Source organism: Sphingobacterium cavernae, from assembly GCF_008520265.1.
GTDB lineage: Bacteria > Bacteroidota > Bacteroidia > Sphingobacteriales > Sphingobacteriaceae > Sphingobacterium > Sphingobacterium cavernae.
On the sequence record NZ_VIQM01000045.1, the window covers coordinates 26492 to 38617 of the forward strand.

Sequence of the window (12126 nt, forward strand, 5' to 3'; positions counted from 1 at the left end):
ATAAATAGAATCTTAAATTTTCAACTTCGTTGCGACAATCAAAAACAGCATCGCTAAGAACGTAATTAAAACTACTCCTTTAGATTGTGAGACCTTACCTGCACGATAACCGAAACGAACAATAATTAAATTAATAACCACCGCTAGGATATAAAAAGCGATAGGTTTATCAGGAAAAGAGGATTGTTGTAGTGTCGTATAGTTCATAACCAAATACGCAACAAGTGGTGCTAATGCACCAATAACTACTCCTGCTAACAAAGAGTCTTTTTGCATTATTTCACATCAAAAGACCAAGAATTCAACTCAGGAATAGCATGATGTGCCGTCATATCGAATTGCGTCGGTACGATAGAAGCATAACCATTATTTATGGCGTGCACATCCGTATCTTCTCCACGATCAACCCAATCGTAGCGACCTGTCATCCAGTAATAATCACGGTGATGCGGATCTACACGGTATTCAAATTCTTCCACCCAATTGCCATTAGCTTGTCTACAGATTTTGACACCTTGTATACCTTTTTCGATATGCGGAAAGTTTACATTCAATAATGTTCCTTTTGGTAATCCATTTTTCAAGACCTGCTCAGCAATACTAGATACATACGAACGCGTATGCGAAAAATCAGCAGCATGAGAAAAATCATCCAGTGAAAAACCTATTGATGGAATACCTTCAATAGCACCTTCAACCGCAGCAGACATCGTCCCAGAATACAATACATTGATAGAATAATTCAAACCGTGATTGATTCCAGATACACATAGGTCAGGTTTCTTATCTTTGAAGATGCGATCTACTGCTAACTTTACACAGTCAACAGGAGTGCCCGAGCATTTGTACATTTCTATGCCGTCGTACAGTTCGATTTTATCTAGACGTAATGGTTTTCCAATTGTAATCGCGTGGCCCATTCCAGATTGTGGCCCATCAGGAGCTACCACTACCACATTGCCCAACTTTTGCATTTCTTCTAGCAACACCTTTATTCCTGGTGCTGTTATCCCATCATCGTTGACAACTAAGATTGTCGGTTTTTCATTTGCCATAGTGTAAAGTTAGGGAATAAATATAATTTGTTATTTCTGGAATAATATAATTGATCAATTTAATACTTTTTAAAAAATATAAAAGATAATGCTCATATTACTTTTAACCTAAGAGTAATAGTTTGATATGTAATATCATAATCCTTTAATCAATAGTTCTCAACATTATTAACCTTGCTATTAAATACGAGATCATTATTGTAATCCATTAACAATTTGTTGCAAACGAATTTGACATTAAATTTTATAAAATTTACCCTATCTATTTTTATGTTTTACTAATAATAGGCTTAATAGTTTTAGCCTAATACTAATCATCAATTGATTAAATTAAATTTAAACCCCTTTCCTACAGGAATATAACAAAAAACACGATTTATTTTCAAACAAATCATTAACTATTTCGTTTCCAATATGTGGAAAACAGTTAAAATCTAACAACTAAAAAACCTATGAAACCGAAGAAAACATTTAAGTTTTATATTAATTATTACATCGTATAACGAAAATTAAAATTTAATTTTCTATATTTATCTATTGAAATCAAAAAATCTAAACAATAAGATTGATAATAATCAATCTAGATAATCAATTTAATTTAAACTTTTAATTACTTTATGATGACTTATTTAAATCCACCTGAAGGATTTAAAAGGTTTGTATGGATTTCTAGCGCAGTCATGTGTTGCTTACTATCAGCAACAAATAATGGCTATGCAAATTCCAACGAATCTTTAAAAACCCATTCTCCGCAAGAAACAATCAATGTTAAGGGCGTAGTTAGAAATCTAACAACAAATCAACCTATTGCTGGAGTAACCGTCTCCATCTCCGGTACATCTATTGCTACCACTACAAATATAAACGGTCAATACGAACTTAAAAATGTGCCTAAAAATGGGCAAATAACATTTTCTATGATAGGTATGACTCCATTAACAGAGAATGTAGATGGACGACTGACTATCAACGCTAATCTAAACTCGGAAAGTGAAAATATTGACGAAGTTATTGTTGTTGGTTATGGAACGCAGAAAAAATCAGTTGTATCAGGAGCTGTAACTGCAGTAAAAGGAGATGAACTAGCAAAATCATCATCAGTTAATTTGTCTAACGGACTAGCAGGTAGACTTCCAGGAGTAACCGCTATGCAAAGCAGTGGAGAACCAGGATATGATGGATCAAACATTCGAATTCGTGGTATCAATTCATTAGCGGGTGGTAACTCTAGCCCTCTTATCGTAATTGATGGTGTGCCAAGTAGAGCGGGGGGAATTGACCGTATTAATCCTAACGATATAGAAAGTGTTTCGGTATTAAAAGATGCATCTGCTGCAATTTATGGTTCTCGAGCCGGTAATGGTGTAATTTTGATAACTACTAAACAAGGTAAATCGGGTAAGCCACAGCTTTCATATGATGCATTTTATGGCCTTCAGCGTCCAACAAGAACCCCAAAAATGGCTGGATCACCAGAGTATGCTGAAATATTAAATGAACTTAGAATTTTTGGTACAGACCTTGATCCGCAATATTGGGATGCTGCGTGGAATGGCTTAAAAACAACAGGTTCATATATCAGAACTGATAAAGATGGGACTATTAATGCTGCATTCACCCCGGATGAAATTGAAAAATTTAAGGATGGCTCTGATCCATATAGGTATCCGAATACAGACTGGTTTGATGAAGTAATGAAAAACTGGTCTCCACAACAAAGACATAATATTCAAATCAATGGTGGCGGGGAGAATACAACATATTTAGCGTCTTTAGGTTATACAAATCAAGATGCGTTCTATAAAAAGTCCGCCACATACTATAACCAATATGATTTAAGGTTAAATATTGAGAGTAAAATCAATGATTACCTTACGGCGACAATTAACATACTCGGAAGAGAAGAAGATCGTAACTTTCCTACAGTTGGTGCAGGTGATATTTTTAGATTTTTAATGCGTGGTCGACCTAATGAGCCTGCTTTTTGGCCAAATGGCGAACCTGGTCCAGCAATTGAGTATGGATATAACCCAGTAGTTTCCACGACAGACCTAACGGGTTTCAATAAAACTATTGATGATTATTTACAAACAACGGGTAAAATTGATTTCAAAATTCCTGGTGTAGAAGGTTTGAAAGTAACAGGATCGGCTGCTTTGGATAAATCTTGGAAAAGAGGTAAAAACTGGCGTACACCATGGACATTATATAGTTGGGACAAATCCACTTTACTGGATGATGGAACCCCAAGTCTGACGGGATCAATAAGCTCTCCCTTTACTGATGCACGATTATCAGAAACAATGGCAAACCGTTTAGGCATAAACCTTACGGGAATGGTCACATATGATAAAGTAATTAACGATAACCATACTCTTTCACTTTTGGCTGGTGTTACCAGAGAAACAGATAAAAGCAGTGGTTTTAATGCATTTAGGCGTTATTTCTTATCAACATTAATTCCTGAATTATCATTTGGTGAAAATAAAGAACAAACAATTGGTGTTAATGATATATTCACACGTGCTAGGCTAAGTTATTTTGGAAGGGCCAATTATAATTACCAAGAAAAATACCTGGCTGAATTCTTGTGGCGCGTGGATGGATCTTATATCTTTCCTGAAGATAGAAGATTCGGTTTCTTTCCAGGAGTATCAGTTGGTTGGGTATTGTCGAAAGAAGACTTCTTCCGTGATAATGTGCAATTTATAAACAACTTAAAAATCAGAGGTTCTTGGGGTCAAATGGGAGCTGAGGCTTATTATAACGATGCTTTACAGGAATTTAAATTCTTTACGTTAATGAATACAGGTTCTGGAGTATTCAATGATGAAGTCGTAAAAACACTTTGGGAGGCTAACGTACCGAATGAAAATTTCACTTGGGAAGTGGCAAATAATACCAACGTAGGACTTGATGCAACTTTCCTGAATAATAAGTTCACGTTTACATTTGATTATTTTTATAACCAAAGATCAAATATTCTTGCTCAAAGACTAGCGTCTGTACCAGAGAGTACAGGAATTCCCTCAGCAAATTTGCCTCCAGAAAATATTGGAAAAGTTAAAAATGCAGGTTATGAGTTTAGTCTAAATTACCAAAATAACATTAATGATTTCACATTTGGAGTCGGTTTAAATGGTGGATATGCTAAAAATAAAGTTATATTTTTTGATGAAATCCCCGGAGCTCCAGAATGGCAACGCGCTACAGGAAGAGTTACTGGTGCATGGTTGTTGTATCAATATGATGGTGTATTTAAGGATATAGCAGCAGTAAATGCAAATACATTAGATTATAGCGCAGTAACAGGGGGTGCAGATTTAAGGCCAGGGGATATGAAATTTGTTGATTACAACAATGATGGTAAAATAAATGGTGATGATTTAGTACGTATGGACAAAAATAGCACCCCTACTTTTACTGGAGGTTTAAATCTAAACGCTGCATACAAAGGTTTTGATTTAACAGTCTTGATGCAAGGTGCTACAGGTGGTTTACAAATGATTGGAATTACCGAATCTGGTGATATAGGTAATTACCTCGATTGGTCTTATCAGAATCGTTGGAGTATAGATAACCCAAGTGATGTATTCCCACGTTTGAGTAACAGAAATACTGCATATTATCAAGATGGAAGTAAAGCCCTAAACAATACATACTGGGTGAAAAACAACAATTATTTAAGGTTAAAAAATATTGAGCTTGGCTATACAATAAATCCGGAAATTACCAATAAAATCGGTGTAAAAGGATTAAGAGTATATATGAATGGCATCAACTTATTCACATTTGACAAAATAAAAATATGGGATCCTGAATCAACCAATAACAGTGGTCAATATTATCCTCAGGCCAAAGTCATCAATTTCGGATTAAAGGCAACCCTCTAATCGTTAACCTATAAATTTATTAAAGATGAAAAACACAAATTTAAGCGAAATATTTAGGAGGTTAAAATTGATGAAAATACAATCATCTATTACCTCCAAATCAGCTATATATACAAGAAAACTGTTTGTTGCGACAGCAACAGTTTTAGCACTGCAATCGTGCAATACTGATTTTATGAATGTAACTCCACCAAACCAATTGGTGGCGGATATAGTATGGAATGATGCACTCACTGCTCAAGCTTATATTAATGATATTTATAATGGATTTGAACAAGGAGGGTTTAGCGAACAAATGCTTGCATCTGTCTCAGATGAAGCTATGTTTACACATCCAGGGCGAGGAATTGATATAGTTAATAGTGGAGCCTCGAATCCTACTTCACTTGGATGGGTACACGGCACTTGGGCATGGGGAAGAATGTATATATACATCAGATTTTGTAATGTAGCTATTCAACAACTAAACAGTGCAGATAACAAAATCACAGATCAAGATTTAAAAGAAAAAATGCTTGGTCAAGTACACTTTTTGAGAGCATATTACTATCAACAACTATTACGCTATTATGGCGGTATTCCTCTAGTTGATAAAGTGTATACCATTACAGACGATATGAATTTGGCAAGAAATACATATGAAGAATGTGTGAATTTTATTCTTAAAGACTGTGAAGAAGCCTATAAATTTCTTAACGGTAAAAGCATGGAAAAAGGTCGTGCAACAGCTTTGGCCGCTTTAGCCGTAAAAGCGAGAGTGTTACTATATGCAGCTAGTGATCAACATGTATCTACAAAACTAAAAGCAAAAGTACCTACCATTTCAGACGATATGATGCCAATTTTAGCATATACATCTGGAAATCAACAAGAGCGTTATAGAGCCGCGCAAGCAGCAGCTAAAGCTGTAATGGATGCATCTTTAGGTTATAAATTGGATTTAATTGCTCCTGTAAGTGCAACAGAAGGACAAAATAATTACAAAAGTATAGCAATGGGTGGTGGAAGTAAAGCTCCTAATATAGATCCTGCTGCTGCTTCGGAATTAATATACGCTAAATATTTTATTGCTGAAGCATCTTCTACTCATGGTCTCCATAACGGGCCTAACGGATACAAAAATTGGGCAGGAAATACACCAATAGGACTCCTTGTTGATGATTATCAAATGGTAGATGGAACAACTTTTAGTTGGAATAATCCTCAACACAAGGCTGATCCATATAAAAATAGAGATCCTCGATTTTATGCAACTGTACTTTACGATGGTGCCAAATGGAAGCCAAGAAATCGAATTTCTCCAGAAGCAGGGGATACTACTAATCGAATTCAAACGGGAATGTATGATATTATAGATCCAAAGGATGGTTTAAAAACTATACCAGGAATTGATACAAGAGGTGGAAGTATTGAAAGCTGGAATGGTAGCTGGACGGGGTATTATTATCACAAATTCATCGATCCCGATCCAAATATTGTAGACGCAAATAGCTTCCAATTAATCCCTTGGCCTTTCTTTAGGTATACCGAAGCGGTATTAAATTACGTAGAAGCAAGTATCGAACTTGGCGAAACTACTGTAGCTAGAGATTGGTTAAATAAAATTAGATTCAGAGCGGGTATGCCAGCGGTTACGACAACAGATCAAAACCAATTAAGAGAAATCTATAGACACGAACGTAGAATAGAAATGGCTTATGAAGAACACCGCTATCATGATGTACGTAGATGGTTAATTGCAGCCGAGACTGTTGGTAGAAAGGTAACTTACATCAAAGTAACTGGGAAATTTAAGCCAGGTAAAACAATGACATTACCTTATCGTCATGACCCTACTGTATATGATTATACGTATACACCTGTAGTTGACAACTCACAAGAGAATAGATCTTGGAACAATAATTTATATTTCAGGCCTTTGCACAGAGATGAATTAAACAAGAATAATTTATTAAAACAAAATCCTGGATATCCACAGTAAATAATAAACCCCTCAAATGAGGGGTTTATTATTGATATTCGTAAATTAACCTAAACCTTTTAACCAGTCTACTACTTCTTCACGAGCTTTACCTAATTTTTGTTGAAGGCGACCCAATAATTCATCGTCCTTACCTTCTTCGTATTTCAAATCATCATCTGTAAGTTCAGCATATTCTTGCTTTACTTTACCCTTCCATTCATTCCACTTTCCTTTTAAATCTAACTTATCCATAGTTGTGTGTTTTAGTGTTTTTGAATTATCTTATTAAAAGAACAACACAAACGAACACTAGTTTGTCACAAATCTGTTACGAAATCGTTGCAAATGCTGGATTTAGAAATGGTATTGGTTTTCTTCAAAGTAAAGGTCTAATTTTAAAGTAATAACCAAGATTAAAAAATAATTAGTATGACATTCGAATCTAGATATGCTATTGGTCCTAATGAGTATAAAAATTTGGACACAAAAGGACTTCGCGAAAATTTTCTAATTGAAAAATTATTTACCGAAGATGACATTCATTTTGTGTATACCCACTATGACCGTTATATGGCGGGAGGAGCTTTTCCTGTAAATAAAAAAGTAAAATTAGAAACCATAGAACCGCTTTTAAAAGAGCCTTATTTCTTATCTAGACGTGAATTAGGAATTATAAATGTAGGCGGTAGTGGTCAGGTGGAGGTAGATGGAGAAGTTTATGAATTGAAAAACAAAGAAGCCCTTTACATAGGAAAAGGCGCTAAAGAAGTTTTTTTTAGCAGCGAAAATTCACAATCACCCGCAAAGTTTTATCTAAACTCGACTCCAGCGCACCACAGTTATCCCACAAAAAAAGTAACAAAAGCAGAAGCGAACAAATTAGAATTAGGCACATTAGAAACTGCCAATCACCGTACAATTAACCAAATGCTGTTGCATACTGTGATACAAACTTGTCAGTTGCAAATGGGTATGACAGAATTGAAAACTGGTTCTGTGTGGAATACGATGCCTTCGCATACACATGATCGCCGTATGGAAGTGTATTTCTATTTTGAAGTACCAGAAGGGCAGGCTGTTTCACATTTTATGGGCCCTGTGGATGAAACACGCCACATTTGGATGCATAACGAGCAAGCAGTAATCTCGCCACCATGGTCTATTCACTCAGGTGCTGGTACAAGTAATTATACCTTTATTTGGGGTATGGCTGGCGAAAATATGGATTACGACGACATGGACAAATCTGCAATTACAGACTTGAAATAATGAAAAAGTTAATTTGTTATATCGTATTTTCGACTGCACTTGTCGGTTCTGCTGTTGCCCAAAAGAAGATTGTAATATCTAATCCTTCGGATGAAAACAGAGTAGAATTGATAAGTATTCCTTTCTCCAAATTCAGTAAACATTTTGGCGTAGATACGGTATTCACTGTTAAGGACAAATCATCTGGAAAGATCTATTTGCATCAATTGGAAAAATTGGGAACGAATAAAGCACAGAATGTGCTTATCCAAATCCCTATTTCTTCCGAAGGAAAGCTTGATCTTATTGTCTCAAAAGTCAAGGCACCAGCATATTCGTCTAAAACTTATGCGCGCTATGTTCCTGAACGTAAAGATGATTATGCTTGGGAAAATGATGTTGTGGCTTTTCGCATGTACGGCAAAACACTGGAAGGTACTTCAGAAGATGCACAAGGAATGGATTATTGGGCTAAGCGCACTGAAAATTTAGTGATAAACAAATGGTACAAAGGAGATGATTACCACAAAGACCACGGTGAGGGATTAGATTATTATTCTGTAGGGCAGACTTTAGGTGCTGGAGACATTGCATTATACCACAACAATACGATTCAGTTTACGAAGCATTATAGAACGCACCAGATATTGGATAACGGTCCATTACGCACAACATTTAAGCTTGGTTTTGAACCACAAACTATCGAAGGTCAAGAAATTTCATTTAGCAAAACAATAAGCATAGATGCGGGGCAAAATTTCAATAAAATTGCAATCGATTTCAATAATAAACAGGCAAACAAAACACCAGTTGTAGTTGGTCTAGCAAAAAGAAATGAAAGCAAGCCAGAGGTAGAATTTGATAAAGAAGATAAAACTTTGGTATACTGGGAACCCAATATAAATAATGCAGGTCGAACTGGGACGGCTTTAATTCTTACCAATCAAAAAGTACAATATATTGATTCGCATGAGAAGCAATTTTTAGTAAAAACAGAAATCACCAATAACAAACCATTTGTTTATTACAATGGTGCTGCATGGGATAAAGCTGGAAAAATTACTTCTTTTGATCAATGGGAAGATGCGGTGGAAGATTATGCTGAACAAATTCGTAAACCTTTAAAAGTAAAATTGAAATAAACATGTCTATTATAAATTCTTTTGACCTTAGCGGAAAAGTCGCGATCGTGACTGGATGCAAAAGAGGAATCGGAAAAGCTTTAGCAGAAGCTTTAGCAGAAGCTGGCGCAGATATTATTGGTGTTTCTGCAACCCTAGAATTGGAAGGTTCTGTTGTACAGAAATCCATAGAATCTTTAGGTTGCAAATTCTATGCGTATCAATGTGATTTTTCAAAAAGAAATTCTTTATACGCCTTTATAGCGCAAGTAAAAAAAGATCATCCTGTGATTGACATTTTATTCAACAACGCTGGGAATATATTACGCAAACCTGCGGCTGAACATCCAGATGAATATTGGGATGAAATCATAGAAATCAATCAAAATGCACAATTCATTTTGACACGCGAAATTGGAAGAGACATGATTTCACGTGGAAGTGGAAAAATTGTTTTTACAGCTTCATTGTTAACATTCCAAGGCGGTATCACTGTTCCAGGTTACGCAGCGTCCAAAGGCGCTATAGGTTCTTTGACTAAAGCATTTGCCAACGAATGGGCGTCCAAAGGTGTTAATGTAAATGCTATTGCACCAGGTTATATTGCAACAGATAATACAGAAGCTTTACGTGATGACCCTGAACGCTCAGCGTCGATTCTAGGTCGTATTCCGGCAGGAAGATGGGGTGAGCCTGAAGATTTTAAAGGTCCAGCAGTATTCTTGGCTTCTAAAGCTTCAGATTATGTACATGGCACGATTCTAACCGTCGATGGTGGTTGGATGGGGAGATAATAAGAAAGACTGAGCCCATGCTCAGTCTTTCTTATTATAAATATAATCCCTTTTTGTCGATAAATTCTAACACCTTATCCGGTATAAAAAACTTAATATTTTTATTTTCTTTAATCGCTTTGCGAACGAATGTTGAAGACAATTCCATCACGGGCGTATCTGTCATTGTCACCGAAGGATGATTTTTTAAGTCTCCACCATCATATCCAGGTCTTGGATATACGATGATGCGATAATCACGAAGTATGATATCTGCATTTTTCCATTTTAGCAAACCGGCAAGATTATCTTCTCCCATTATCAAGACAAAATCATTATTCGGATACTTCTCTTGCAAATAAACCAGCGTATCGATAGTATAAGATGGTTGCGGTAAATTGAACTCTATATTGCTTGCACGTAGTTTTCCCGACTTGTCCGGTCTAATTTTGGTAACTTTATAAGTTGCTGATAATGTTGTTTTTAATTATTTAAAAATCGTATTTTGCTGACCTAAAGTGTAATAAATGCTTAAAATCAGGCAAATTAAGTATAGTAAAGGGTCGACATCTGTACAAGTTTATGAAATCAAGAATCGTAAACGTGTTATTGTTCGGCACATTGGCACAGCTAGAGATGCAGATGAACTAAAAAATTGATCACCTTAGCTCAAGATTTCATAAAGAAATTTAGTAGTCAGCTATTTCTTTATCAGGATGTTAATTCTAACTATATCATAAATGTTAAACAGACTGAATTCTTAGGTATTTATTATGGTTTTGTTTATGAATTAATTCATAAGTTATTCATTTCTATAGGATTTGATAAAATACAGAATCCATTTTTATTGGATTTAGTAATTATTAGGATGCTAGAGCCAGCCTCTAAACTTCGTTCGGTAAGTTTAATAGAAGAATATTTTGGTATAAAGTATCATCGACAGCGATATTATGAATCTGCACCACTTTGGTTATCCTTAAAATCTAAAGTTGAGACAATTGCTGTTAAATTTGCGCAGAAACATTATTTATTTGATTATAATCTAGTTTTTTATGATGTAACTACTTTATATTTTGAAACTTTTGAATCGGATGATCTACGTAAAAATGGTTTTTCAAAGGATAGTAAGTCGCAACAACCTCAGATTCTTATTGGATTAATGGTCACCAAAGAAGGAATTCCAGTTGCTTATGATGTATTCCCAGGCAACACTTTTGAAGGACACACCTTCATACCCATGATCGAGAAGTTTATTTCTAAATATAATGTGAAATCATTTACGGTTGTTGCTGATGCAGCTATGATTAGCCATCATAATAGTAATCAGCTGAATCTGAAGGGTATCAACTTTATTGTAGGTGCTCGACTACGCAACCTTTCAACTAACTTACTAGAAGACATTAACAAATCACTAGTGCGAAAAGACGGTCAAAGCATTCGAATAAAGACCGAGAATGGAGACTTAATTTGCAGTTATTCCTCCCTACGTTACCGAAAAGATAAATATGAGATGGAAAAGCAAATCGAAAAGGCAAACTATTTAATTGCAAATCCAGGAAAAAGTAAAAAACTAAAGTTTACTAAAGCAACGGGTGAAAAGTTAGAACTCAATCAAGGACTTATTGATAAGACAATAAAATTATTAGGTGTTAAGGGTTATTACACTAATTTGAAAGAGTCTCAAGTTAGTAATCAGATGATTATTGAGAGATATCGCGAATTATACCGAGTAGAACAAGCATTTAGAATTACTAAAAGTGATTTACAAACTAGGCCAATTATCCATTATAAGGAAGAACCAATAAAATTCCATGTGCTAATTTGTTTCATCGCTTTATTCAGTTCTAAGCATATAGAGTTAAAAACGGAAACATCAATAAAGAGCTTTATACACGAATGCAAAAAAATAACAGATGCGCGATTAAAAAACAAAATTGAACCTGCTGAGAGACTGTAAAATAAACTGTGTCAAGGATAATAAACAGAAGTATTATTTTTGACATAGTAATTATGAGTATTAAGGAAAGCGATTTTGATTTTGAGTCCATGAAGGACCTAGCCCTAGAACAGTTA

Annotated in this window: 9 protein-coding genes and 1 pseudogene; 6 read left to right on the top strand and 4 right to left on the bottom strand. The window is 35.3% G+C overall.

Annotated features, from left to right (window positions below; genetic code table 11):
* Positions 1-12 precede the first annotated feature (12 nt).
* Both FLS47_RS09285 and surE read right to left on the bottom strand, forming a co-directional pair.
* On the bottom strand, positions 13-276 hold the full coding sequence (locus FLS47_RS09285; RefSeq protein WP_149914096.1) for a hypothetical protein: 264 nt from the start codon (positions 274-276) through the stop codon (positions 13-15).
* Positions 276-1055 (bottom strand): 5'/3'-nucleotidase SurE, encoded by a 780-nt coding sequence (surE, locus tag FLS47_RS09290; RefSeq protein WP_149914097.1) that lies wholly within the window; start codon positions 1053-1055, stop codon positions 276-278. The genes FLS47_RS09285 and surE overlap by 1 nt, the downstream gene beginning before the upstream one ends.
* Before the next feature lie 617 nt (positions 1056-1672).
* Between surE and FLS47_RS09295 the strand changes: the two genes are divergently transcribed.
* Positions 1673-4948 (top strand): SusC/RagA family TonB-linked outer membrane protein, encoded by a 3276-nt coding sequence (locus FLS47_RS09295; RefSeq protein WP_223225207.1) that lies wholly within the window; start codon positions 1673-1675, stop codon positions 4946-4948.
* Positions 4949-5018: 70 nt separating this feature from the next.
* On the top strand, positions 5019-6929 hold the full coding sequence (locus FLS47_RS09300; RefSeq protein ID WP_149914098.1) for a RagB/SusD family nutrient uptake outer membrane protein: 1911 nt from the start codon (positions 5019-5021) through the stop codon (positions 6927-6929).
* A 45-nt stretch (positions 6930-6974) separates the two neighbouring features.
* Here the strand turns inward: FLS47_RS09300 and FLS47_RS09305 are convergent, their stop codons facing one another.
* Entirely contained in the window at positions 6975-7163 is a 189-nt protein-coding gene (locus FLS47_RS09305; protein ID WP_149914099.1) for a CsbD family protein, read from the bottom strand.
* Positions 7164-7334: 171 nt separating this feature from the next.
* Between FLS47_RS09305 and kduI the strand changes: the two genes are divergently transcribed.
* Genes kduI through FLS47_RS09320 form a run of 3 tightly spaced genes read left to right on the top strand, consistent with a single transcriptional unit; the run spans position 7335 to position 10074 of the window.
* Complete coding sequence (gene kduI, locus FLS47_RS09310) at positions 7335-8180, top strand: 5-dehydro-4-deoxy-D-glucuronate isomerase (RefSeq protein WP_149914100.1); 846 nt, start codon at positions 7335-7337, stop codon at positions 8178-8180.
* Entirely contained in the window at positions 8180-9301 is a 1122-nt protein-coding gene (locus FLS47_RS09315; RefSeq protein ID WP_149914101.1) for a DUF4861 family protein, read from the top strand. Before kduI ends, FLS47_RS09315 begins: the two co-directional genes overlap by 1 nt.
* Before the next feature lie 2 nt (positions 9302-9303).
* Positions 9304-10074: an SDR family oxidoreductase gene (locus tag FLS47_RS09320; protein ID WP_149914102.1), complete on the top strand. Its 771-nt coding sequence runs from the start codon at positions 9304-9306 to the stop codon at positions 10072-10074.
* A 34-nt stretch (positions 10075-10108) separates the two neighbouring features.
* On the opposite strand, the gene FLS47_RS09325 is transcribed toward FLS47_RS09320, so the two are convergent.
* Positions 10109-10411: a nicotinate-nicotinamide nucleotide adenylyltransferase gene (locus FLS47_RS09325; protein WP_223225208.1), complete on the bottom strand. Its 303-nt coding sequence runs from the start codon at positions 10409-10411 to the stop codon at positions 10109-10111.
* Positions 10412-10580: 169 nt separating this feature from the next.
* Between FLS47_RS09325 and FLS47_RS09330 the strand changes: the two are divergent.
* Positions 10581-12001 (top strand): annotated as a pseudogene (locus FLS47_RS09330) (IS1634 family transposase); the annotation flags it as partial.
* Positions 12002-12126: the final 125 nt, after the last annotated feature.

Bases quoted from the DNA above. Each gene is read 5' to 3' on its own strand.
- FLS47_RS09285 (WP_149914096.1), bottom strand. From the start codon at position 276: ATGCAAAAAGACTCTTTGTTAGCAGGAGTAGTTATTGGTGCATTAGCA.
- surE (WP_149914097.1), bottom strand. From the start codon at position 1,055: ATGGCAAATGAAAAACCGACAATCTTAGTTGTCAACGATGATGGGATA.
- FLS47_RS09295 (WP_223225207.1), top strand. From the start codon at position 1,673: ATGATGACTTATTTAAATCCACCTGAAGGATTTAAAAGGTTTGTATGG.
- FLS47_RS09300 (WP_149914098.1), top strand. From the start codon at position 5,019: ATGAAAATACAATCATCTATTACCTCCAAATCAGCTATATATACAAGA.
- FLS47_RS09305 (WP_149914099.1), bottom strand. From the start codon at position 7,163: ATGGATAAGTTAGATTTAAAAGGAAAGTGGAATGAATGGAAGGGTAAA.
- FLS47_RS09315 (WP_149914101.1), top strand. From the start codon at position 8,180: ATGAAAAAGTTAATTTGTTATATCGTATTTTCGACTGCACTTGTCGGT.
- FLS47_RS09320 (WP_149914102.1), top strand. From the start codon at position 9,304: ATGTCTATTATAAATTCTTTTGACCTTAGCGGAAAAGTCGCGATCGTG.